Here is a 21,838-nt window from a genome sequence, read left to right on the forward strand (position 1 = left end):
GCCCTTCAACGAGGTGCCCATGCAGTTGTTGACTCTACCGCCCTCCCCCAAACTCGCGACCTCGATCCGCGCCACCGCTCAGGTCTTTGAAGACCCTAAATCCCAGGCCTTGCTCAACCACATCCAGCAAGTGGCGCCCAGCGACGCAAGCGTGTTGATCATCGGCGAAACCGGTACCGGCAAAGAGCTGGTGGCGCGCCATATCCACAACCTCAGCGCACGGCGCAGCCGGCCGTTCGTGGCGGTGAACTGTGGGGCATTCTCCGAATCCCTGGTGGAAGCCGAGCTGTTCGGCCATGACAAAGGTGCCTTTACCGGCGCCCTGAGTGCCAAGGCTGGCTGGTTCGAAGAGGCCGACGGCGGGACCTTGTTCCTCGATGAGATCGGCGATCTGCCAATAGCAATCCAGGTCAAACTGTTGCGGGTATTGCAGGAGCGTGAAGTCGTACGCCTGGGCTCGCGCAAAAGCATTGCGATTGATGTGCGCGTGCTCGCCGCGACCAACGTACAACTGGAGAAGGCCATCAACGCCGGGCATTTCCGCGAGGACCTCTACTACCGTCTCGGCGTGGTCGGCCTGGAACTCAGCCCACTGCGCGAGCGCCCTGGCGATATCCTGCCGCTGACCTGGCACTTTATCGAAGTCTACAGTCGGCGCCTGGGCTACGGCCCCATCACCATCAGCCGTGAGGCCGAGCACAAGCTCAAGAGCTACAGCTGGCCAGGCAACATCCGCGAATTGGAAAACGTCATCCATCACACCCTACTGATCTGCCGCAAAGGCGTGATAGGGCGCGACGATTTGCGCCTGTCGAACATGCGTATCGAGCGCCAGGACGACAACCCGCACCACATTGGTAACAGCGCCGAAGCCTTGCTGGCGCGGGCGTTTCAAACGCTGTTCGAGGAACATACCGGCGCCCTGCATGAAAAGGTCGAAGACGCACTCTTACGTGCGGCCTACCGCTTCAGCCATTACAACCAGGTGCATACCGCCAACCTGCTGGGCCTGAGCCGCAACGTCACGCGCTCGCGCTTGATCAAGCTCGGCGAGCTGGCGGTGAACAAACGTCGACCTGGCGAAAACGTGCAGGGCGGGCGGATGCTGCATTTATCCATTTAGGCGACAGTGCAGCGCGTTGTCATGGCTGCGCTCGAAGCTTTGCAGCACTTGGAACGAACCGAAGGTCACCGCCGTTGCCTGGTGGGCGCGAATCAGCGTCCAGAAATCTTCGCCGCGCTGCTCGAAGAACTTGAACGCCGCCTCGCCATCTGCGCGCGATTGCCATTGCAAGTAATTGAGCACCCGCCGGCCGTCCTCGCTGACCTGCACGCTGGCACTCAGAAAACCATCGTGGCCCTCGGCCAGTCGTTCGCTTTGAGTGGACAAGGCCGCCACCAGGGCATCTTGCTGCTGGGGGTTGATCTGAAACTCGATCAATTGAGTGAAGCCGCGACACTTCTCCGATACCTGCATGAACACTCCCCTCTCGTTGTAGGCAGAATCTTGCGATTCGATGCCACGCAGGGTAAAACCTCTAGTTAAGTCGAGGTCAAGCACTGTTTGGGAGATGTTCATGCTCAATAAGGAACTCAGCGTCGGGCAGCTCGCTGCTCGCAGCGGCGTAGCGGTTACTGCCCTGCACTTCTACGAGGCAAAAGGGCTGATCAAGAGCAATCGCAATGCAGGTAACCAGCGGCGTTATCCACGGGATGTATTGCGGCGCGTAGTGGTGATCAAGATCGCCCAGCGCCTGGGCATTCCGCTGGCTACCATTGGCGAGGCATTACGCACCTTGCCCGATGAGCGCGCACCCAATGTTCACGACTGGGAGCGCCTATCGGCGTTGTGGCGTGAAGATCTGGATGAGCGCATCAACAAACTGGTGCTGCTGCGCGACAAGCTCAATGGCTGCATCGGTTGCGGGTGCTTATCGATGGAGGCGTGCCCGTTGCGCAATCAGGACGATAAGCTCGCTGAGTATGGGCCGGGCGCCCAACTGCTGGAGCCCACCACACCGCCTTGATAAAAGCACCTCGTCGGTTGCCCGCAGGCCACGCATTACGTGGCCTATAGTGAAATGTTCATACCTCGACTCAGGGAGAATGTCATGAACGTTAAAGCTATTCCCGACGGTTATCACAGCCTCACACCTTATATGGGCATCGACAAAGCGGGCGAGGCCATCGAGTTCTACAAAAAAGCCTTGGGCGCCACGCAAGTCATGCGCCTGGACATGCCCGACGGCAGGGTGGGTCATGCCGAACTGCGGATTGGTGATTCGTCGCTGATGCTCGGTACGCCCTGCGATCAAATGGCCCTGCGCAATCCGGATGAGCACACCAGCATTGGTCTGCATCTGTATGTGGAAGATGTGGATGCACAATTTCAACGAGCGGTTGATGCCGGCGCCACCGTGGTGTCCGAGCCGAAGGATCAGTTTTATGGCGACCGCTCTGCGAGCGTGAAAGATCCGTTCGGTCATCTCTGGTTCCTGGCCACACACAAGGAAGACCTCACCGAGCAGCAGATCCGCCAGCGCGCCATGGAGTTGTTCAAGCAAGGCTGATAGTTGCAACGCAATACACATCCCATGTGGGAGCTGGTTTGCCTGCGTTGCAGACAACTCGGTGCATCCGTTGGATCGAGTCGATGTCATCGCAGGCAAGCCAGTTCCCACGGGGTTACGCCATACACCCTGAATGCAATCCTGAAACATTTTCTTTCATATACGCCTTAGGGATTTCTCATTCTCATCCGTCTTAACTTAGATACAGCCTGTCGCGTCAGCAAAAGCTACGACTGGCCTTTTCCGGGCCTCTATCGCCCCCTCCGTTCAAGACCCTCATTCATATGTCGAAGAAGTCACGCTCCAAACTCTGGTTTCTCGTTCATAGCTGGCTGGCGTTGCCCATCTGGTTCTTTGTGCTGATCGTCTGCGTCACCGGCACGCTGGCCGTGGTGAGCCAGGAAATCGTGTGGCTGGCCAACCCGGATATCCGCGCCAGCAAGCCGTCGGATGAAGCCCAGCCGTTGAGCTTTGACCAGGTGATCGCGGCCATCAAGCGCGATGAACCCAAGGCTATCGTCCAGTCCATTATCCGCCCGGATGAGTCGCACTTCGCGCTAAGCGTCGGCCTCAGCTACCCGGATGGGCGCTCCGTGGAGGTGTATGCCAACCCCTACACCGGCGCGATCCAGGGCATCAGCCCCTCGTTCAACTTCCAGCAATTCACCCGCGCCCTGCATGGCTGGTGGCTGGTACCGTTCACCAATGGGTACAGTTGGGGCTGGTACCTGGTGTCCGCGCTCGGCTTGCCGCTGCTCGCCTCGCTGATCACCGGGCTGGTGGTGTACAAGCGCTTCTGGAAAGGCTTCCTTCGTCCTACCCTGCGCATCCGCCATGGCGCGCGAATCTTCTGGGGCGACTTTCACCGCCTGAGCGGCATCTGGTCGATCTGGTTTATCGCGGTCATTTCAATCACTGGCACCTGGTTCCTGATCGAGGCTGTCCTGGGCGACAACCAGATATCCATTTCCAGTGAACCCATCGTGCCAGTTATCGCACGGGACAAGGTGCCGCTGTCGGCGCCGGGCGTGCCGGCACCGATGATCCCTATCGACAAGGCGATCGACATCGCCGCCGAGCGAATCCCCGGCCTGGACGCCAGCTTTGTGTTCATGCCAAGCAACGCCTACAGCCACCTGCAGATCGGCGGGCGTGGCTGGTACCCGTTGATGTTCCAGACCGCACAGCTGAACCCCTATGACGGTGAAATCGCGGTCTCCAACCTGTTGTCCGACCGTACCCCGCTGGAATTCGTCACCGAGTCGATGCGCCCACTGCACACCGGGGACTTTGGCGGTTTGTGGATCAAGCTGATCTGGGCATTCTTCGGCCTGGTGCTGAGCATGATGGTATTGAGCGGCTTGCTGATCTGGACCAAGCGCACCGCCCTGGCCACCCTCAACGCCCTCAAGCGCGAGGCCAAGACGCAACGTCAGCACGTGCCCATCCCGGCCATGCACGCCGACACCTCGGAGGCTCAGCGATGAGCAAGGTCGCAACCGTACCCCCGTCCCCGCTGCGCGCCTTTTGGCTGAAATGGCGTTTCCATATCAACATCCTGCTGTTGCTGGTGCCGCTGGGGTTCATGCCCAAATACTTTGCCGACGCCGCGTTGTTTCGCGGGGATACCGGCATCGGCGAGCGCGTGGCCGGGCAAGTGCAAGTCGGCCCCTGGAGCCTGACGCTGGCTGAGTTTCGCAACGAAGGCCCGAGCCCGAACCCGGCTGGCCCGATGAAGTTCTTCAACGCTGCCCTGTGCGATACCTGTGCCGAGCAGGTCAAGGCCACTTACCTGCGTATCGGCAAACCCCGCAGCCTGCGCGCCGCCGGAGTGATCTTCTTCGGCACGCCGTACCGTATGGGCGCCGCCCTGCCGATCCCCGAACGCACCCCGGCGGACGCCGAAATATGGGTGACCATGGAAGGGTGGGACGGCAGCATGCACCAGGGTTCCATCCCGCTGAGCCAGGCCTCGCCTGCCACCATTGCCTGGCTGAACAAGCAAGGAGTCAAACCATGACGTTCAAGCGCTTCACCCGCGCCGCGCTGTTGCTGTGCGCCGGCCTGAGCACCGCCGCCTTTGCCCACAACCCGATGTGCGAATGCAAGGAAATCCCCGGCGAGCAGATCCAGTGCAAAGGCGGCTTCTCCGACGGCAGTGGCGCCCCCGGCGTTACCCTGGATGTGATCGGCTACGACGAAACCATCCTGGTGCCGGGCAAGCTCGGCGAGGATTCGACCCTGACTTTCAAGAAGCCCGCCGCCGAGTTCTACGTGCTATTCGATGCCGGCCCCGGCCACGTGGTGGAAATCGACCAAGCGGATATCCCGTCGCAATGAGTACCACACAGGTTGTACGCCCCGCCGGCGCGGGCCACGAAACCCTTTATGTGTTGCTGTTGTGTCTGATCATCCTCGCGGTGGCGGGTACGGTCGTGGCGCTGCATGGGGAAACCCAGGAAGTCGCGGCGGTGCCAAGCCATCAGTTGGACGCCCGCCGCGACCTGAGCGCCGCCGAGCAAGGCATCTACGCCGACCTGCGGGTGACCCTGGATGAAATCCACCTGTTGCAGCAGGAACACAGCGCCCTGCCGACGCCTGAGCAACTGGCCGAAGAAGGCTTCGCCCCCTTTGCCCAGGACGCTAGCTCAGTAAGCCGGGGCGGCCACCGCTGGCAGTTGCTGGCACCGGCTGCCTACCTGGGCTTGAGCCAGGCGCCGGCCACCAGCGGTTCGCTGCTGATGCGCGTGCAAGGCAGTGAGCCGGATATCTGGCTCAACCGCAGCGCCAACCTTGCCGCTCCATCCGACCTCACTGACCAGGCGCTGATCGCGGCCGGCTGGCAGCAGGTGGTCGCGCAATTCGATGCTGGCGTTACCCGCCAGCACCGTCACTGAACGAGAAGACCGATTGCCCATGTCTATGTCATCGCCCCTGTTGCGCCTGTTGCTGGTTGGCCTGTTCAGCCTGATGCTCGCCCCCCTTGCCAATGCCGAGGCGGCCAAGCGCCTGCGTATCGGCATTACCTTGCACCCCTATTACAGCTACGTGGCCAATATCGTGGGCGACAAGGCCGAAGTGGTGCCGCTGATTCCCGCCGGTTTCAACCCCCATGCCTACGAGCCGCGCGCCGAAGACATCAAGCGCATCGGCACCCTGGATGTGATCGTGCTCAACGGCGTCGGCCATGACGACTTCGCCGACCGCATGATCGCCACCAGCGAGCGCCCGGACATCCCGGTGATCGAAGCCAACGCCAACGTGCCGCTGCTCGCCGCTACAGGTAACGCGGCACGCGGTGCGGGCAAGGTGGTCAACCCGCACACCTTCCTGTCGATCAGCGCGTCGATTGCCCAGGTCAATAACATTGCCCGTGAGTTGGGCAAGCTCGACCCGGACAACGCCAAAACCTACACCCAGAACGCCCGCGCCTACGGCAAGCGCCTGCGCCAGATGCGCGCCGACGCCCTGGCCAAGCTGACCAGCGCGCCCAACCCCGACCTGCGTGTCGCCACCGTACACGCGGCCTACGACTACCTGTTGCGCGAGTTTGGCCTGGAGGTCACCGCCGTGGTCGAGCCGGCCCACGGTATCGAGCCAAGCCCCAGCCAACTGAAAAAGACCATCGATGAACTGCGTGCTCTGGATGTGAAAGTGATTTTCTCGGAGATGGATTTCCCGTCCACCTACGTCGATACCATCCAGCGTGAATCCGGGGTCAAGCTGTACCCGCTGTCGCATATTTCCTACGGCGAATACAGCGCCGAGAAGTACGAAGTGGAGATGGCCGGCAACCTCAACACCGTGGTACGGGCGATTCAGGAGTCGGGAGCATGACCGCCGCACAGCAACTGAACCCCGTCAGCGTCGGCCCCACCCTGAACTTCGACCAGGTCTCGCTGACCCTGGGGCGCACCGTGATCCTTGATGGCGTGAGTTTCCAGGTACAACCGGGCAGCATCCACGCGCTGGTCGGCCCCAACGGCGGCGGCAAAAGCTCGCTGATCAAGACCCTGTTGGGGCAGACGCCGCACCAGGGGCGTTTGAGCCTGGAATGGCCAACCACACCCGGCACCATCGGTTACGTGCCCCAGGCGCTGGAATTTGACCGGGGCTTGCCGATGACTGTGGACGATTTCATGGCTGCCATGTGCCAGCGTCGCCCGGCGTTTCTGGGCCTGTCCAGGCATTACGCAGCAGCGATTGGCGATGCCCTTGAACGCGTCGGCATGCAAGACAAGCGCAAGCGCCGCATGGGCGCGTTGTCCGGCGGTGAGCGCCAGCGCGTACTGCTGGCCCAGGGGCTGATTCCGGCGCCGCAGTTGCTGGTGCTGGATGAACCGATGTCGGCCCTCGACGAGGCGGGTATCCAGGTGTTCGAGCGGCTATTGAACGACTGGCGCCTGGCTGGGATTACGGTGCTGTGGATCGAGCACGACCTGGAGGCCGTTGGCCGCCTGGGCGACCGCGTCACCGGTCTGAACCGCCGCGTGCTGTTCGACGCCACACCGAAAGAGGCGCTGACCCCGGACCGCCTGCTCACTTTGTTCTCCACCCACCCTCGGAGCCCGGCGCCATGAGTTATGAAGCCTTTCGCTTGATGGTCCAGGGCTGGGCCTCTTCCGGTTACCTGCCCGAAGCCCTGGCCTACGGGTTTGTGGTCAACGCCCTGCTCGCCGGCTTGTTGATCGGCCCGGTGCTGGGCGGCCTGGGCACGCTGGTGGTGGTCAAGCGCTTTGCGTTTTTCTCCGAAGCGGTCGGCCATGCCGCGCTGACCGGCGTGGCCGTGGGCATCCTGCTGGGAGAACCCTATACCGGGCCTTATGGCAGCCTGTTTGGCTACTGCCTGCTGTTCGGCATCCTGCTCAATTACCTGCGTAACCGCACCGGCCTGGCGCCCGATACCTTGATCGGCGTATTCCTGTCCGTGTCCCTGGCACTGGGGGCAAGCCTGCTGCTGATCCTGGCCGGCAAGATCAACGTGCACATTCTCGAGAACGTGCTGTTTGGCTCGGTGCTGACGGTCAACGGCAACGATCTGCTGGTACTGGCCATTGTCGGCTCGCTGGTGATGGCCCTGGCATTGCCGTTGTACAACCGCATCATGCTGGCCAGTTTCAACCCGCAATTGGCGGCAGTGCGCGGGGTGGCGGTGAAAAGCCTGGACTACCTGTTCGTGATCCTGGTGACCCTGATCACCGTTGCCGCGGTCAAGGTCATAGGCGCAATCCTGGTCGGCGCCTTGCTGGTGATTCCTGCCGCTGCGGCGCGCCTGTTGAGCCAGTCACTCAAAGGGTTTTTCTGGATCTCGGTGTTGATCGCTACCGTCAGCACCCTGTGCGGCATCCTGCTGCCGATCATCTTCGACCTGCCCATCCCATCCGGCGCCGCCATCATTCTGGTTGCCGGTATCGCCTTCGCCTTCGCCGCCATCGCCCGTGGCGTTGTGCCCAGCCTCAAAGGGAATCTTGGATAATGCGCCCTGTCTTTCGCCCATTGGTCCTGGCCATCGCTTGCTTGATGAGTACGTCGGCGCTGGCCGTCGACGGTTTCGACGCCAAGGACTTCAAAGTCAACCAGGGCCTCGGTCACGCAGCCCTGACCAAGACCAAGCAGCCGGTCAAGGTGCTGGCCTCGCTGCCGATTACCTACGGCTTGGCCGAGGCGCTGCTCAAAGGCACCAACGTAAAGCTTGAACGCGCCGCGCCGGCCAACCTGCCGGGTTCGCGGCAGGTGTCCTACTTCACCGGCCGCGGTGCTGCGGCACTGAACAAGCTGGCGCTGGACGCCGACGCGGCCATCGGCCTGCGCTCGCTGTGGGCCGATGACCCGCTGTACCCCGTGGCGCGGCGCAGCAATATCCGCATCGTCGAAGTCGATGCCGCACGCCCGGTGGACGGCGGCTTGCCGGGTATCGCAGTACAACCGGGTGTCACCGATGGCTTGAACAGCCAACCCTGGCAATCGAGCAACAATATGGGGCGCATGGCCGACGTGATGGCCGCCGACCTGAGCCGCCTGGCGCCGGCTGCCAAACCCAGGATCGACGCTAACCTGGCCGCGCTCAAACAGCGTTTACTCAAGCTCACCGCCGACAGCGAGGCGCGCTTGGCCAAGGCCGACAACCTGAGTGTGCTCAGCTTGAGCGATCACTTCGCGTACCTGGTCAGCAGCCTGAACCTGGAAGTGCTCGGCACCGATGCACGGCCCGATGCCGAGTGGACGCCCGAGGCGCTGCAAAAACTCAGCAGCACGTTGAAGGACAACGATGTGGCCGTGGTGCTGCATCACCGTCAACCCAGCGATGCAGTCAAAACCGCCATCACTGCCGGCGGCTCCAGACTGTTGGTATTGAATGTGGACGGCGCCGACCCGGTGACGGAGTTGGAAACCAATGTGGACCAAGTGATCAAGGCACTCACACCCTAGGCAAGCCACCGATCCGTCAGAGATAAACTCGGTTCATTGTGGGAGCTGGCTTGCCTGGGATGCGGACGCCTCGGTTTATCAGGCGCACCGAGTCGATACCATCGCAGGCAAGCCAGCTCCCACATGGGTTCGCGGTGCACCAGCCGCTACACCACATCCACACCCACATGAATCGCATCATGCCGCCAGAACTCCAGGTCACAGTCGATCAGGCGTTGATGCTGGTCGTAATTGACCCGGGCGATGCGCAAGCCCGGGCTGCCTACCGAGACCCGCAGCGCAGCGGCCGCTTCCACCGGCAGTGAGGTCGGCACAATCTCGAAGCGCACCCGCCCGTAGTGCAAGTCATATTTGCTGGCATACAGCTCAGTCATCGACTGATTCAAATCACACGCCAGAATCCCCGGAAAATACTGCGGGTTCAGATAGTGCTCCACATACAACACCAGGCGCCCGTCAATCCTGCGCCCCCGGCAAATCTGGATCACGCTCGACAACGCCGGCAACTGCAACCACGCGCACACTGCCGCCGACGCCGGTTGCAAGCGTGCTGAGATGACCTGCGTGGAAGCCTCACGCCCCTGGTCGCTGACCATCGCGTGAAAATGGCTGCGCTGCATCAGGTTATAGGCCAGCCGTGGCGGCGAGACGAACCAGCCCCGACGCTCTTCGCGGTAAATCTGCCCTTGGGCCTCAAGCTGTAACAAGGCTTCCCGCACGGTAATCCGAGTGGTACCAAACAACTCGCTGAGCTTGCGTTCGGCGGGCAGTTTGCTGGCTGGCGGCAACAAGCCATGGTCGATCTGCTCCTGCAGCGCCAGGCCGATGGAAGTTACCGCCTTGATTGCCTCATCACGCATCAACGTTACCTATCTGGACTAGACCAGCACCGTTCAGGTGCACAAAACGCGCTCTATCTGGGCTTTTGCTGCTGTGTGCCAGCCTAGGCACTACACATGACCGACAGATGACAAAGGCTGTCGACTGCCTCAACCACCCCCTGCAATACATCGGCCAAGTCTAGGGCCTACGGGCACTTGGGCATGGTCTACGCTAAGTCGGAGCTGAGCGACATCAGCGCTTCAAAAACGACACCGACATGAAACTGTCATCCAGGGGGCCTAGATTGGCTCAGGTATTGCTGACCTAGACCAAACCACCGCTAACGTTCAGATAAAACGCCGCGTTGAAAACGCCCAAAGGAGCTTCGGATGAAACAGCTTTTCCTGGCATCACTGTTAGGCTCGACCATTGCCATGTGCACCGCCGCCATGGCTGCTGATACCGATCTAAAAACCTTGGAAGCCGCCGCCAAAGCGGAAGGCGCCGTCAACAGCGTCGGCATGCCCGATGACTGGGCCAACTGGAAAGGCACCTGGGAAGACCTGGCCAAGACCTACGGCCTCAAGCACATCGACACCGACATGAGCTCGGCCCAGGAAATCGCCAAGTTCAAAGCCGAAAAAGACAACGCCAGCGCCGATATCGGTGACGTGGGCGCAGCCTTCGGCCCGATCGCGGTGAAACAGGAAGTCACCCAGCCGTACAAACCGTCCACCTGGGCGCAGGTGCCGGATTGGGCGAAAGACAAGGACGGTCACTGGGCCCTGGCCTACACCGGCACCATTGCCTTTATCGTCAACAAGAAGCTGCTGCACGGCTCCGAAGTGCCCACCACCTGGGCTGACCTGCAAACCGGTAAATACAAGGTCTCGGTGGGTGACGTGAGCACCGCCGCCCAAGCCTCCAACGCGGTCCTCGCCGCGGCCATCGCCAACAAGGGTGACGAGAAAAACATCGCGCCGGGCCTGCAATTTTTCACCAAGATCGCCCAGCAAGGTCGGCTCTCGCTGTCCAACCCGACCATCGCCACCATGGAAAAAGGCGAAGTCGAAGTGGGCCTCGTCTGGGACTTCAACGGCCTGAGCTACAAGGCCAAGATGGCCAACCCGGATGACTACGTGGTGCTGATCCCCTCGGATGGCTCGGTGAAATCCGGCTACACCACCATCATCAACAAATACGCCAAGCACCCGAACGCCGCCAAGCTCACCCGCGAATACATCTTCAGCGATGCCGGCCAGCTCAACCTGGCACGCGGCAATGCGCGTCCGATCCGGGCTGAAACCGACTTGAAACTGCCGGCAGATGTTGCCAAAAACCTGATCCCGGGCGAGCAGTACACCAAGGCCAACCCGCAGCCGATCAAGGATGCCGATGCCTGGGAAGCGACGTCCAAGAAGCTGCCACAGATGTGGAACGAGCAAGTCATCGTAGAAATGAAGTAATCGGTCTCTCTGATCCAAAGGCGGTCAGTGTGGGAGCTGGCTTGCTGTGGCGAGGGAGCTTGCTCCCGCTCGACAGCGTAGCTGGAGCCGGCTTTTTGGGGGTGCTCCGCACCCCAGCGCAAGCAAAGTTGCTCGCCACAACAAGCCAGCTCCCACATTTGATCCCATCCCAAGTTGATACTGAGCCATACCCTCTGTTGCGGAGCCCCAGCCCCCATGAAGCACACTGTCATCCTTGTGGTGCTCGACGGCCTCAACTTCGAGGTTGCCCGGCACGCCATGGGGCACTTGCAGGCCTACGTCGGCGCAGGACGCGCAGCCCTCTACACACTGGAATGTGAACTGCCTGCCCTGTCCCGCCCGTTGTATGAATGCATCCTCACCGGCGTGCCGCCGATCCAAAGCGGTGTCGTGCACAACAACGTCTCGCGCCTGTCCACCCAGCGCAGCATTTTCCATTACGCCACCGACGCCGGCTTGAGCACCGCGGCGGCGGCTTACCACTGGGTCAGCGAGTTGTATAACCGCACGCCCTTTCTCGCCGCCCGCGATCGTCACACCGACGACAAGGCGCTGGCGATCCAGCACGGGCATTTCTACTGGAATGACCACTACCCCGATTCCCACCTGTTCGCCGACGCCGAAAGCCTGCGGCTCAAGCACGCGCCAAACTTTTTGCTGGTGCACCCGATGAACATCGACGACGCCGGCCACAAGCATGGCCTCGACACCTCGCAATACCGCAACAGCGCACGCTCGGCTGACATTATCCTGGCCGACTACCTGCAAGGCTGGCTCGATGGCGGCTACCAGGTACTGGTCACCGCCGACCACGGCATGAACAACGACCGCTCCCACAACGGCCTGTTGCGCGAAGAACGGGAAGTGCCACTGTTTGTCATCGGTGACGCCTTCAGCCTGGACAGCGACGCTGCGCCGAAACAGACCGACCTGTGCGGCACCGTCTGCGAACTGCTCGGCGTGCCCCACGACAAACCTGTGTGCCGGGAGTTGCTCAAGTGAATGCATTGACCCGCGGTAAATGGCTGGCCCTGCTATGCCTGCTGCCCTTCGCACTGTTCTTTATCGTGTTCGAGATCGCACCGCTGGTGTGGGTGCTGATCAGCAGCCTGCAAACCGAAGAGGCCGGCTGGAGCCTGGAAAACTTCACCCGCATCTTCACCTCGAAGTTCTACCGGCAGGCCATCCAGTTCAGCCTGGAGATCAGCTTTTACTCCAGCATCTTCGGCATCATCATCGCCACCTTGGGCAGCTACTCACTGCGCCGAGTGGATTCGCCGCTGCGCAACTTCGTCACCGCGTTCGCCAACATGACCAGCAATTTCGCCGGCGTGCCCCTGGCCTTCGCGTTCATCATCCTGCTGGGGTTCAACGGCAGCATCACCCTCATGCTCAAGCAGGCCGGGATCATTGAGGACTTCAACCTGTACTCGAAAACCGGCTTGATCATCCTTTATACCTATTTCCAGATCCCCCTCGGCGTACTGTTGCTCTACCCGGCCTTTGACGCATTGCGCGAAGACTGGCGCGAATCTGCCGCGCTGCTCGGTGCGAATGGCTGGCAGTTCTGGCGCCATATCGGCCTGCCGGTGCTCACCCCGGCCCTGCTCGGCACCTTTGTGATCCTGCTGGCCAATGCCCTGGGCGCCTACGCCACGGTGTATGCGCTGACCACCGGCAACTTCAACGTGCTGCCGATTCGCATTGCCGGCCTGGTCTCCGGCGATGTGTCGCTGGACCCGAACATGGCCAGCGCCCTGGCCGTGGTGCTGGTGGCGCTGATGACCGTGGTCACGGTGGTGCATCAACTGCTGCTCAAGAGGAGCTACCATGTCTCGCGCTGAAGCCAGTACGGCCTCCCTCTACCATCGGGTGGTGGTGTACCTGTTGTTCCTGATCCTGGTGCTGCCGCTGGTGGGCACTTTTGTCTACTCGATTTCCAGCAGTTGGTCGGCAACCATCCTGCCCACCGGCTTCAGCGTGAAATGGTATGTACAGCTGTGGAGCGACCCGCGCTTTCTGATGGCCTTCGGGCAATCGTTGCTGGTGTGCGTGGGCGCACTTATCCTCTCGGTGGTGTTGATCTTGCCGCTGCTGTTCGTGGTGCATTACCACTTTCCCAAGCTCGACGCGCTGATGAACATCCTGATCCTGCTGCCCTTTGCGGTGCCGCCGGTGGTGTCCTCGGTGGGTCTGCTGCAACTGTACGGTTCCGGGCCGCTGGCGATGGTGGGCACGCCGTGGATTTTGATCGGCTGCTACTTCACCGTCGCGCTGCCGTTCATGTACCGCGCGATCACCAACAACCTGCAAGCCATCAACCTGCGCGACCTGATGGACGCTTCGCAACTGCTCGGCGCCAGCACCTGGCAGGCCGCGATCCTGGTGGTGCTGCCCAACCTGCGCAAGGGCCTGATGGTGGCGCTGCTGCTGTCGTTCTCGTTCCTGTTCGGCGAGTTCGTGTTCGCCAACATCCTCGTCGGCACCCGCTACGAAACCCTGCAGGTGTACCTCAACAACATGCGCAACAGCAGTGGCCATTTCACCAGCGCCGTGGTGATCTCTTATTTCTTCTTTGTGCTGGTACTGACCTGGGCCGCCACTCTCTTGAACAAGGACAAAAGCCAATGAGCTTCGTCAGCGTCCAACACCTGCAAAAAGGCTACGCCGGCACCCCGGTGTTCAGCGATATCAATTGCGAGGTCGCCAAAGGCGAGTTCGTCACCCTGCTCGGCCCGTCCGGTTGCGGCAAATCCACTTTGCTGCGCTGCATCGCCGGGCTTACGCCGGTGGACAGTGGCCAAATCCTCCTGGATGGCCAGGACATCGTGCCCCTGAGCCCACAGAAACGCCAGATCGGCATGGTGTTCCAGAGCTACGCGTTGTTCCCCAACATGACTGTGGAACAGAACGTTGCCTTCGGCCTGCGCATGCAAAAGGTCAATGCCGACGACAGCCACAAGCGCGTGCAAGAGGTGCTGCAACTGGTGGAGCTCAAGGACCTGGCCGGCCGCTATCCGCACCAGATGTCCGGTGGCCAGTGCCAGCGCGTCGCCCTCGCCCGCTCCCTGGTGACCCGCCCGCGCCTGCTGTTGCTCGATGAACCGCTGTCGGCATTGGATGCACGGATTCGCAAGCATTTGCGCGAACAGATCCGCCAGATCCAGCGCGAACTGGGGTTGACCACGATCTTCGTGACCCATGACCAGGAAGAAGCCCTGACCATGTCCGACCGCATCTTCTTGATGAACCAGGGCAAGATCGTGCAGAGCGGCGATGCCGAAACCCTCTATACCGCGCCGGTGGATGTGTTCGCTGCTGGGTTTATCGGCAACTACAACCTGCTCGATGCCGACAAGGCCAGCCAACTGCTGCAGCGACCGATCAGCGGGCGCATCGCGATTCGCCCCGAGGCCATCGAGTTGAGCCGCAGTGGCGAGCTCGATGCGTTGGTGCGTAGCCACAGCCTGCTGGGTAACGTGATTCGCTACCGCATCGAAGCCCGTGGTGTCGAGCTGGTGGTGGACGTGCTCAATCGTTCGGCCGACGACCTGCATCCGGACGGCCAACGCCTGGCACTTTCCATCGACCCCAGCGCACTGTGTGAAGTAGCCTGACAGGCAGCGACCTATTGAGAGAGAGCATCACCGATGGCATTGGTAATTTTTGATCTGGACGACACCTTGATCCACGGCGACTGCGCCACGCTGTGGAGCGAACAGATGGGCCGCCTCGGCTGGGTAGACCCTGAGTCATTCATGCGCAGGAACAACGAGCTGATGGATGCCTACAGCCAGGGCAAGCTGTTGATGGAAGATTTCATGGATTTCAGCCTGGAGCCGATGATCGGCCGAACCCCGGAAGAAATCGAGCACCTGGTGGAGCCGTGGGTCGAGGACGTGATCGAGCCGCTGATCTACAGCGACGCCACCAAGACCATCGCCCGCCACCGCGCGAACGGTGACCGGATCCTGGTGATTTCCGCTTCGGGCACTCACCTGGTCACGCCGATTGCTGCGCGTATCGGTATCGAGGAAGTGCTGGGGATTAACCTGAGCGTCAGCCATGGGGTATACGACGGCAAGACAGAGGGTGTACTGACTTACCGTGAAGGCAAGATCACGCGGTTGCTGGAATGGCTGGAGCAGGAAGGCGAAACCCTTGAAGGTGCCTATTTCTATTCGGACTCGCGCAATGATTTACCGCTGCTGCTCAAGGTGGATCACCCGCAGGTGGTGAACCCGGACCCGGTGTTGCGCGCCCATGCCGAACAGGCCGGCTGGCCGATCCACCACTGGACCTGAATCAATAGACATCAACCTGTGGGAGCTGGCTCGCCTGCGATAGCGGTGCAACAGTGAAGAATTCTTCATCTGGCGCACCGCTATCGCAGGCAAGCCAGCTCCCACACTGACTGCATTTCAATCTAGGATTCGGTCAGGCTATTGGCAATATGGACTACACCGGACGTAGGACGAGGTTGTTCTAGCCCCCCACATCACCGTCAACGCCTTGCAATGCTTTCACAGTGCCTCCATAGTGAGTCTGGACTGAGCCCGGTGCTGTAGCGCCGGGCTTTTTGCATTATGCGACCGGACCATATGGAACCGGCTCCCTCAAAGACGGCCTAATATGCGTTATCAATTGCCCCCGCGTCGAATCAGCATGAAGCATCTGTTCCCCAGCACCGCCCTCGCTTTTTTCATTGGTCTCGGCTTCGCGTCGATGTCGACCAATACGTTCGCAGCCAATAGCTGGGACAACCTTCAGCCTGATCGCGATGAGGTGATTGCCAGCCTTAACGTCGTCGAGTTGCTCAAGCGCCATCACTACAGCAAGCCGCCGCTGGACGACGCTCGCTCGGTGATCATCTACGACAGCTACCTCAAGCTGCTGGACCCTTCGCGCAGCTACTTCCTGGCCAGCGATATCGCTGAGTTCGACAAGTGGAAGACCCAATTCGACGACTTCCTCAAGAGCGGCGACCTGCAACCCGGCTTCACCATCTACAAGCGTTACCTGGACCGCGTCAAAGCGCGTCTGGACTTCGCGTTGGGTGAGCTGAACAAGGGCGTCGACAAACTCGATTTCACCCAGAAAGAAACCCTTCTGGTAGACCGCAAGGACGCCCCTTGGCTGACCAGCACCGCAGCCCTGGACGACCTGTGGCGCAAACGCGTCAAGGACGAAGTGCTGCGCTTGAAGATCGCCGGCAAAGAGCCCAAGGCCATTCAAGAACTGCTGACCAAGCGCTACAAAAACCAGCTGGCACGCCTGGACCAGACCCGTGCCGAGGATATCTTCCAGGCCTACATCAACACCTTTGCGATGTCCTACGACCCGCACACCAATTATCTGTCGCCAGATAACGCGGAAAATTTCGATATCAATATGAGTCTGTCCCTGGAAGGCATCGGTGCCGTCCTGCAAAGCGACAATGACCAGGTGAAGATCGTACGTCTGGTGCCGGCAGGCCCTGCTGACAAAACCAAGCAAGTGGCACCGGCCGACAAGATCATCGGCGTGGCCCAGGCCGACAAAGAGATGGTCGATGTGGTCGGCTGGCGCCTGGACGAAGTGGTCAAGCTGATCCGTGGGCCTAAAGGCAGCGTGGTGCGCCTGGAAGTAATTCCGCACACCAATGCACCGAACGACCAGACCAGCAAGATCGTGTCCATCACCCGTGAAGCGGTGAAGCTCGAAGACCAGGCCGTGCAGAAGAAAGTCCTCAACCTCAAGCAGGATGGCAAGGACTACAAGCTGGGCGTGATCGAAATCCCGGCCTTCTACCTGGACTTCAAGGCGTTCCGCGCCGGTGATCCGGACTACAAGTCCACCACCCGCGACGTGAAGAAAATCCTGACAGAACTGCAGAAAGAGAAAGTCGACGGCGTGGTCATCGACCTGCGCAACAACGGCGGCGGCTCCCTGCAGGAAGCCACCGAGCTGACCAGCCTGTTTATCGACAAGGGCCCGACCGTGTTGGTACGCAACGCTGACGGCCGTGTCGACGTGCTCGAAGACGAGAACCCAGGGGCCTTCTACAAAGGGCCGATGGCGCTGCTGGTCAACCGTCTCTCGGCCTCGGCCTCGGAGATTTTCGCCGGCGCCATGCAGGACTACCACCGTGCACTGATCGTCGGCGGCCAGACCTTCGGCAAAGGCACCGTGCAGACCATCCAACCGCTGAACCATGGCGAGCTCAAGCTGACACTGGCCAAGTTCTACCGGGTATCCGGGCAGAGCACCCAGCACCAGGGTGTACTGCCGGATATCGATTTCCCGTCGATCATCGACACCAAGGAAATCGGCGAAAGTGCCCTGCCTGAAGCCATGCCGTGGGACACCATCCGCCCTGCGATCAAGCCGGCTTCGGATCCGTTCAAGCCCTTCCTGGCGCAGTTGAAGGCTGATCATGACACCCGCTCCGCCAAGGACGCCGAGTTCGTGTTTATCCGCGACAAGCTGGCCCTGGCCAAGAAGCTGATGGAAGAGAAGACCGTCAGCCTCAACGAAGCGGATCGCCGTGCACAGCACTCCAGCATCGAGAATCAGCAACTGGTGCTGGAAAACACCCGCCGCAAGGCCAAGGGTGAAGACCCGCTCAAAGAGCTGAAGAAAGAAGATGAAGACGCGCTGCCGACCGAGGCCGATAAAACCAAGCCGGAAGACGACGCTTACTTGGCCGAGACTGGCCGGATCCTGCTGGATTACTTGAAAATCACCAAGCAGGTGGCCAAGCAGTAAATGATGGCGATTTAATGTGATCGCTCCTCGGAGTGTCATCATATAGACATCATTCTGTCGTGAAATAAAAGGACCGCAGGTTTACGCCTGCGGTCCTTTTTTTTGATCGAGACCGCCATGACCATGACCGAACAGCTGAATGCATTGGGCTCAATCCTGGCTCAAGGCAGTTTGCACAGCCTGTTCCAACCGATCATTTGCCTGTCGGAGCGGCGTATCCTCGGTTATGAAGCCCTCAGTCGTGGCCCGTCCAACAGCCCGCTGCACTCCCCCGTCGCACTGTTCTCGGTGGCCAGCCACGCCGGGCGCCTGAGCGAATTGGACATGGCGTGTCGAGAGAGTGCATGCCGGCGCTTCAGCGAGCAGAAACTGCCCGGCAAGCTGTTCCTCAATATCTCGCCGGGATCCTTGATGGAGAACGCACATCAGCCAGGGCGCACGCTGCAACTGTTGCGCGACTTCGGCATTTCTCCCAGCCAGGTGGTGATCGAGCTAACCGAGCAGGCACCCACCGACGATTTCGCGCTGCTGCAAACTGCCTTGCACCACTACCGCGACATGGGTTTTGCCATCGCACTGGATGACTTGGGCGCCGGTTATTCCAGCTTGCGGTTGTGGTCCGAACTGCGCCCGGACTACGTGAAGATCGACCGGCACTTTATCGACGGCATTCACCAGGACGCCCTCAAGCGTGAGTTTGTCGGCTCGATCCTGCAGATCGCCAGGGCGTCCCGCGCCCAAGTGATTGCCGAGGGCATCGAGCTGCCGGAAGAACTGGCGGTGTTGACCGAGATGGGTGTCGACCTGGTCCAGGGCTACCTGCTCTGCCGCCCTCAAGAAAAACCGCCGCAGGAACCGCGCCTGATGCTGCCCAAGCCGGATAACGCCACGCTGGCCCTCAATGACGAAGGCAGTGACCTGAGCGCCCTGCTCAATGAGCAGCCCGCCGTGGATCAAGACACCGCTACCGCCCAAGTGCTGGAATCGTTCCGCCGCCAGGCCAACCTCAACTCGCTGGCGGTGTTGGACGGCCGTGGTTGCCCGGTCGGCATTGTGCACCGGCACTCGTTGTCGGACGCGTTGCTCAAGCCATTCGCGACCGATTTGTTTGCGCGCAAACCCATCAGTCGCTTAATGAGCGATGATTTTTTGGCGGTGGAGCTGAGCCAGTCCTTGCAACAGGTCAGCCGTTTACTCACCAGCCGCGCACGGCAACGCATCGAAGAGGATTTCATCATTACCCTGAACGGTGATTACCTGGGGCTGGGTCGGGTCATCGACGTGCTCAAGTTGATCACGGAGCTGAAAATCCAGCAGGCCCGCTACGCCAACCCGTTGACCTTGTTGCCTGGCAATGTGCCGATCCAGCAGTGCCTCACCCGGCTACTGCAGCAACAGCGCGAGTCGGTGATCTGCTATGTGGATATCGACAGTTTCAAACCGTTCAACGATATCTACGGCTACGGGCGCGGGGATGAAGTGCTGCTGTGCCTGGCGCAGTGCCTCAACGACCGGGTAGACCCCAGCCGCGACTTTGTCGGACACATTGGCGGCGATGATTTTCTGCTGGTGCTGGGCCCGCAGGATTGGCGCAAGCGGCTCAACCAGTTGCTGGATGACTTCCATACCCAATGCCGACGCTTCTACCGCGCTGAACATCTGGAGGCTGGGTGCTTCGTGGCCCTCAATCGCCAGGGCGTGCGCCAGGAGTTTGCGTTGCTGTCGCTGTCCATCGGTGTAGTGCACTTGTATCCACAGGCCTGCGCACAACTCGATGCCAGCCAGTTGGCAGAGCTGGCGTCACAAGCCAAGCACCATGCCAAGGATGTGGCGGGCTACAGCATCCACGTGATCGACAGCATGGACACCTGCCCCCAGGCGCTTTAGGCCTCGGCGGACTCCGGATACTCGTACTCGAACACCCGCACCACTTCGGATGCATGCCAGGACGCGGCGGCGACGCCATCGGACGGCCCGCTGAACCGCCCCAGACGCTCCACACATTCGAAAAAACCGGTGCGCGGCAGGCGGCTGGCGCCCTGGCTGATCACCAGGGAACTGCGCAGCGGCTGCTCGGCCTTGGCATCCAGTGCCGCCAGGTGCTCCAGGGCCGCCGCCAGGGTCTGCATGGCCGGCGTGGGGAATTGCAGGCGCTCAAGCAGTGCACGGTAGGTGAGCAAATGGCGCTGGCGCCGCGCCTGATCCAGTTCGTTGAGCAACCCATCCCAGTGTTGACGGCTAATACGTAGGCTCAAGACTCATCCCTCCAACCTGCTACGCCCAATTCCCAAGCCAGGCTGCGGCGAATGGCGGCATCCGGCTGGCGTTCACCACTTTCAATCAATCCAAGGTATGAGGGGCTGATCCCCACTGTGCGTGCCAGGGTCTCGATAGCCAGCCCCTTGGCTTCACGCAGGCCGCGCAGGGCTGCGAGCGGGCGCAGGTCCTGATCAATGGCGGTAGAGGCGGCAGGGGAAGAAGCGGGTGTAGGTTGCTGCTGACCGGCAGCTTTTAGCAGCGCCTGGTACTGGTCCCATGGCAACACCGCGTATTCGGGTGCGCCATCGCGTGAAATGATCTGAATATCCATGACTGCCCCGTAGGATAAAAACACTTACTAAGTAAGCTCTTTCCTTAGAAGTGTAATCCTAACAGCCACAAAGGTCGCAGGGGATACCGGGCAACATTAGTTTTTTTGTGGGTTTTCCCGGGCCAGCAGCTCAGGCGTCGCTGGCAGGCGCTCAACCACCGCGAGTTTTTCCGGGCGTTGCGCATCGCGCCACGCACGAAAGGCGCTCAGTTCGCCGCTCAGGGTCTTCATGACCCATGCCAGCACGGCGATGTCATCCAGCATGCCGAACATCGGGAGGAAATCCGGAATCGCATCAATCGGGCTGAGAAAATACATCAGCCCCGCCACCACCGAGATCAGCGCCTTAGGGCTGATCGCACGGTATTCGCCGCGCCAGTAAGCCAGGCACAGGGCCTGCAGTAACTTGAGATCATCCTTGAGCTGGCCGAGCCGATTGCCTTGGCTTGAACCTTTGGCAGCGACGGCAAACAGCAAGGTTGGCAAACGCCCCCGACCGAGCAAGCGTGCGGCCATAGGCAGGAAACGGGTGAAATTGAACGGTGGTTTCATAGGGCACTCCAGTTCCAGGCGACATAAAAGGTTATCCACACAAATTGTGGATAACCTTGTGAACAGAGCCTGTTTTATCGGCTGAAAGCCACGGACTACAAGGCCTACAGTCAGATCGGGCGTTTTTTGCGCACATAAAAAAAACCCAAGAATTCATTGACTTGGAATGTATGTGCGGCTACCCGTGCTCGAGTCTTACATCAGACTGTGTCCGGTTGCGGACGTTCGTTTGGATTTGCAGAGGCTTCAACGTAGGGGCTGGCTGGCGTGCGATAGCCATAGACATCTACACGACCCGGTACGACGTGGCAGCCTGCCAGCCGATGCCTATCTCCCAGACACCCCCGGCTCCAAATGTGGGAGCTGGCTTGCCTGCGATTGCCTTAGGCATCAACACAACTTTACAGGCCGTAGCAGCCAACGCTAACCACGATGCGAAGCGAGCCGCTCTTGATCTTGATCTGCTTTTGATCTTAGGCGCCCCGTTAAACCACGCTGGCCGGAATTCGACAGCGATTTGGGGGGTAAACCGGCAGGGATGCCGGTTTAGCCGCCCCGCGCCATGGATGGCGCGTGGCGGCGGCCCCCCAAATCACTGGCGGATTACGGGCACACCGAGCCTAGGCGAGGTGCCGAGTGGT

Annotated in this window: 24 protein-coding genes; 19 read left to right on the forward strand and 5 right to left on the reverse strand. The window is 60.6% G+C overall.

Going from position 1 to position 21,838, the window contains the following annotated elements; all coding sequences use genetic code 11:
- Nucleotides 1-19: 19 nt before the first annotated feature.
- Nucleotides 20-1,123 carry a sigma-54 interaction domain-containing protein gene (locus GIV26_RS25835; RefSeq protein ID WP_236282753.1) on the forward strand — a complete coding sequence of 368 codons (1,104 nt, stop codon included), beginning with the start codon at nt 20-22 and terminating at the stop codon, nt 1,121-1,123.
- Here the strand turns inward: GIV26_RS25835 and GIV26_RS25840 are convergent.
- Nucleotides 1,112-1,477, reverse strand: a complete 366-nt coding sequence (locus tag GIV26_RS25840) for an antibiotic biosynthesis monooxygenase (RefSeq protein WP_034127271.1) — start codon at nt 1,475-1,477, stop codon at nt 1,112-1,114. The genes GIV26_RS25835 and GIV26_RS25840 overlap by 12 nt on opposite strands.
- A gap of 100 nt (nt 1,478-1,577) precedes the next feature.
- On the opposite strand from GIV26_RS25840, the gene soxR reads away from it, so the two are divergent.
- The 10 genes from soxR to GIV26_RS25890 all read left to right on the forward strand — a co-directional run bounded on the left by soxR (nt 1,578) and on the right by GIV26_RS25890 (nt 8,999).
- Complete coding sequence (soxR, locus tag GIV26_RS25845) at nt 1,578-2,027, forward strand: redox-sensitive transcriptional activator SoxR (protein WP_034127251.1); 450 nt, start codon at nt 1,578-1,580, stop codon at nt 2,025-2,027.
- Nucleotides 2,028-2,111: 84 nt separating this feature from the next.
- A complete protein-coding gene (locus GIV26_RS25850) occupies nt 2,112-2,570 on the forward strand; it encodes a VOC family protein (protein WP_236282762.1) in 459 nt (152 codons plus the stop codon).
- A gap of 284 nt (nt 2,571-2,854) precedes the next feature.
- A complete protein-coding gene (locus GIV26_RS25855) occupies nt 2,855-4,057 on the forward strand; it encodes a PepSY-associated TM helix domain-containing protein (protein WP_072448086.1) in 1,203 nt (400 codons plus the stop codon).
- On the forward strand, nt 4,054-4,590 hold the full coding sequence (locus GIV26_RS25860; RefSeq protein WP_019817260.1) for a hypothetical protein: 537 nt from the start codon (nt 4,054-4,056) through the stop codon (nt 4,588-4,590). Before GIV26_RS25855 ends, GIV26_RS25860 begins: the two co-directional genes overlap by 4 nt.
- Complete coding sequence (locus tag GIV26_RS25865) at nt 4,587-4,910, forward strand: hypothetical protein (RefSeq protein ID WP_034127248.1); 324 nt, start codon at nt 4,587-4,589, stop codon at nt 4,908-4,910. Before GIV26_RS25860 ends, GIV26_RS25865 begins: the two co-directional genes overlap by 4 nt.
- The gene (locus GIV26_RS25870; protein WP_014717807.1) at nt 4,907-5,467 is read left to right on the forward strand and encodes a DUF6162 family protein; all 561 of its coding nucleotides are present in this window, start codon (nt 4,907-4,909) and stop codon (nt 5,465-5,467) included. The genes GIV26_RS25865 and GIV26_RS25870 overlap by 4 nt, the downstream gene beginning before the upstream one ends.
- Nucleotides 5,468-5,486: 19 nt before the next feature.
- Nucleotides 5,487-6,407, forward strand: coding sequence for a metal ABC transporter substrate-binding protein (locus GIV26_RS25875; RefSeq protein WP_236282764.1), 921 nt, complete (start codon nt 5,487-5,489; stop codon nt 6,405-6,407).
- Entirely contained in the window at nt 6,404-7,150 is a 747-nt protein-coding gene (locus GIV26_RS25880) for a metal ABC transporter ATP-binding protein (protein WP_186527851.1), read from the forward strand. The genes GIV26_RS25875 and GIV26_RS25880 overlap by 4 nt, the downstream gene beginning before the upstream one ends.
- Nucleotides 7,147-8,046 (forward strand): metal ABC transporter permease, encoded by a 900-nt coding sequence (locus GIV26_RS25885; protein ID WP_003190154.1) that lies wholly within the window; start codon nt 7,147-7,149, stop codon nt 8,044-8,046. The genes GIV26_RS25880 and GIV26_RS25885 overlap by 4 nt, the downstream gene beginning before the upstream one ends.
- Nucleotides 8,046-8,999: a metal ABC transporter substrate-binding protein gene (locus tag GIV26_RS25890; protein ID WP_236282766.1), complete on the forward strand. Its 954-nt coding sequence runs from the start codon at nt 8,046-8,048 to the stop codon at nt 8,997-8,999. Before GIV26_RS25885 ends, GIV26_RS25890 begins: the two co-directional genes overlap by 1 nt.
- A 146-nt stretch (nt 9,000-9,145) precedes the next feature.
- Here GIV26_RS25890 and GIV26_RS25895 read toward each other — a convergent pair whose 3' ends face one another.
- A complete protein-coding gene (locus GIV26_RS25895) occupies nt 9,146-9,859 on the reverse strand; it encodes a UTRA domain-containing protein (RefSeq protein WP_003190151.1) in 714 nt (237 codons plus the stop codon).
- Between the two features lie 351 nt (nt 9,860-10,210).
- Here GIV26_RS25895 and GIV26_RS25900 point away from each other — a divergent pair, with 351 nt between their 5' ends.
- From GIV26_RS25900 to GIV26_RS25935, 8 genes are all read left to right on the forward strand, one after another.
- A complete protein-coding gene (locus GIV26_RS25900) occupies nt 10,211-11,287 on the forward strand; it encodes an ABC transporter substrate-binding protein (protein WP_003190150.1) in 1,077 nt (358 codons plus the stop codon).
- A 216-nt stretch (nt 11,288-11,503) separates the two neighbouring features.
- Nucleotides 11,504-12,310, forward strand: coding sequence for an alkaline phosphatase family protein (locus GIV26_RS25905; RefSeq protein WP_057978114.1), 807 nt, complete (start codon nt 11,504-11,506; stop codon nt 12,308-12,310).
- Nucleotides 12,307-13,152 carry an ABC transporter permease gene (locus GIV26_RS25910; protein WP_003190145.1) on the forward strand — a complete coding sequence of 282 codons (846 nt, stop codon included), beginning with the start codon at nt 12,307-12,309 and terminating at the stop codon, nt 13,150-13,152. Before GIV26_RS25905 ends, GIV26_RS25910 begins: the two co-directional genes overlap by 4 nt.
- Entirely contained in the window at nt 13,139-13,939 is an 801-nt protein-coding gene (locus tag GIV26_RS25915; protein ID WP_236282768.1) for an ABC transporter permease, read from the forward strand. The genes GIV26_RS25910 and GIV26_RS25915 overlap by 14 nt, the downstream gene beginning before the upstream one ends.
- A complete protein-coding gene (locus tag GIV26_RS25920) occupies nt 13,936-14,925 on the forward strand; it encodes an ABC transporter ATP-binding protein (protein WP_034127242.1) in 990 nt (329 codons plus the stop codon). Before GIV26_RS25915 ends, GIV26_RS25920 begins: the two co-directional genes overlap by 4 nt.
- Nucleotides 14,926-14,958: 33 nt before the next feature.
- Complete coding sequence (locus GIV26_RS25925) at nt 14,959-15,612, forward strand: HAD family hydrolase (RefSeq protein WP_034127241.1); 654 nt, start codon at nt 14,959-14,961, stop codon at nt 15,610-15,612.
- A gap of 361 nt (nt 15,613-15,973) precedes the next feature.
- A complete protein-coding gene (locus tag GIV26_RS25930; RefSeq protein WP_236282770.1) occupies nt 15,974-18,055 on the forward strand; it encodes a carboxy terminal-processing peptidase in 2,082 nt (693 codons plus the stop codon).
- Between the two features lie 117 nt (nt 18,056-18,172).
- The gene (locus GIV26_RS25935; protein WP_236282772.1) at nt 18,173-19,942 is read left to right on the forward strand and encodes a bifunctional diguanylate cyclase/phosphodiesterase; all 1,770 of its coding nucleotides are present in this window, start codon (nt 18,173-18,175) and stop codon (nt 19,940-19,942) included.
- On the opposite strand, the gene GIV26_RS25940 is transcribed toward GIV26_RS25935, so the two are convergent.
- From GIV26_RS25940 to GIV26_RS25950, 3 genes are all read right to left on the reverse strand, one after another.
- The gene (locus tag GIV26_RS25940; protein WP_005786715.1) at nt 19,939-20,310 is read right to left on the reverse strand and encodes a hypothetical protein; all 372 of its coding nucleotides are present in this window, start codon (nt 20,308-20,310) and stop codon (nt 19,939-19,941) included. The two genes, GIV26_RS25935 and GIV26_RS25940, sit on opposite strands and share 4 nt — an antisense overlap.
- Entirely contained in the window at nt 20,307-20,645 is a 339-nt protein-coding gene (locus tag GIV26_RS25945) for a helix-turn-helix domain-containing protein (RefSeq protein WP_034127238.1), read from the reverse strand. The genes GIV26_RS25940 and GIV26_RS25945 overlap by 4 nt, the downstream gene beginning before the upstream one ends.
- A gap of 96 nt (nt 20,646-20,741) precedes the next feature.
- Nucleotides 20,742-21,197 (reverse strand): YkvA family protein, encoded by a 456-nt coding sequence (locus GIV26_RS25950; RefSeq protein ID WP_056788425.1) that lies wholly within the window; start codon nt 21,195-21,197, stop codon nt 20,742-20,744.
- Between the last annotated feature and the right edge of the window lie 641 nt (nt 21,198-21,838).

The organism is Pseudomonas sp. PA-1-3F, from assembly GCF_021609665.1.
GTDB lineage: Bacteria > Pseudomonadota > Gammaproteobacteria > Pseudomonadales > Pseudomonadaceae > Aquipseudomonas > Aquipseudomonas paracarnis.

What these genes read in the sequence shown, in the direction of transcription:
- GIV26_RS25840 (WP_034127271.1), bottom strand. Translation starts at nt 1,477, where the DNA reads ATGCAGGTATCGGAGAAGTGTCGCGGCTTCACTCAATTGATCGAGTTT.
- GIV26_RS25890 (WP_236282766.1), top strand. Translation starts at nt 8,046, where the DNA reads ATGCGCCCTGTCTTTCGCCCATTGGTCCTGGCCATCGCTTGCTTGATG.
- GIV26_RS25860 (WP_019817260.1), top strand. Translation starts at nt 4,054, where the DNA reads ATGAGCAAGGTCGCAACCGTACCCCCGTCCCCGCTGCGCGCCTTTTGG.
- GIV26_RS25850 (WP_236282762.1), top strand. Translation starts at nt 2,112, where the DNA reads ATGAACGTTAAAGCTATTCCCGACGGTTATCACAGCCTCACACCTTAT.
- GIV26_RS25900 (WP_003190150.1), top strand. Translation starts at nt 10,211, where the DNA reads ATGAAACAGCTTTTCCTGGCATCACTGTTAGGCTCGACCATTGCCATG.
- GIV26_RS25870 (WP_014717807.1), top strand. Translation starts at nt 4,907, where the DNA reads ATGAGTACCACACAGGTTGTACGCCCCGCCGGCGCGGGCCACGAAACC.
- GIV26_RS25905 (WP_057978114.1), top strand. Translation starts at nt 11,504, where the DNA reads ATGAAGCACACTGTCATCCTTGTGGTGCTCGACGGCCTCAACTTCGAG.
- soxR (WP_034127251.1), top strand. Translation starts at nt 1,578, where the DNA reads ATGCTCAATAAGGAACTCAGCGTCGGGCAGCTCGCTGCTCGCAGCGGC.
- GIV26_RS25920 (WP_034127242.1), top strand. Translation starts at nt 13,936, where the DNA reads ATGAGCTTCGTCAGCGTCCAACACCTGCAAAAAGGCTACGCCGGCACC.
- GIV26_RS25945 (WP_034127238.1), bottom strand. Translation starts at nt 20,645, where the DNA reads ATGGATATTCAGATCATTTCACGCGATGGCGCACCCGAATACGCGGTG.
- GIV26_RS25930 (WP_236282770.1), top strand. Translation starts at nt 15,974, where the DNA reads ATGAAGCATCTGTTCCCCAGCACCGCCCTCGCTTTTTTCATTGGTCTC.
- GIV26_RS25875 (WP_236282764.1), top strand. Translation starts at nt 5,487, where the DNA reads ATGTCTATGTCATCGCCCCTGTTGCGCCTGTTGCTGGTTGGCCTGTTC.
- GIV26_RS25915 (WP_236282768.1), top strand. Translation starts at nt 13,139, where the DNA reads ATGTCTCGCGCTGAAGCCAGTACGGCCTCCCTCTACCATCGGGTGGTG.
- GIV26_RS25855 (WP_072448086.1), top strand. Translation starts at nt 2,855, where the DNA reads ATGTCGAAGAAGTCACGCTCCAAACTCTGGTTTCTCGTTCATAGCTGG.
- GIV26_RS25835 (WP_236282753.1), top strand. Translation starts at nt 20, where the DNA reads ATGCAGTTGTTGACTCTACCGCCCTCCCCCAAACTCGCGACCTCGATC.
- GIV26_RS25950 (WP_056788425.1), bottom strand. Translation starts at nt 21,197, where the DNA reads ATGAAACCACCGTTCAATTTCACCCGTTTCCTGCCTATGGCCGCACGC.
- GIV26_RS25925 (WP_034127241.1), top strand. Translation starts at nt 14,959, where the DNA reads ATGGCATTGGTAATTTTTGATCTGGACGACACCTTGATCCACGGCGAC.
- GIV26_RS25865 (WP_034127248.1), top strand. Translation starts at nt 4,587, where the DNA reads ATGACGTTCAAGCGCTTCACCCGCGCCGCGCTGTTGCTGTGCGCCGGC.
- GIV26_RS25895 (WP_003190151.1), bottom strand. Translation starts at nt 9,859, where the DNA reads ATGCGTGATGAGGCAATCAAGGCGGTAACTTCCATCGGCCTGGCGCTG.
- GIV26_RS25880 (WP_186527851.1), top strand. Translation starts at nt 6,404, where the DNA reads ATGACCGCCGCACAGCAACTGAACCCCGTCAGCGTCGGCCCCACCCTG.
- GIV26_RS25885 (WP_003190154.1), top strand. Translation starts at nt 7,147, where the DNA reads ATGAGTTATGAAGCCTTTCGCTTGATGGTCCAGGGCTGGGCCTCTTCC.
- GIV26_RS25935 (WP_236282772.1), top strand. Translation starts at nt 18,173, where the DNA reads ATGACCATGACCGAACAGCTGAATGCATTGGGCTCAATCCTGGCTCAA.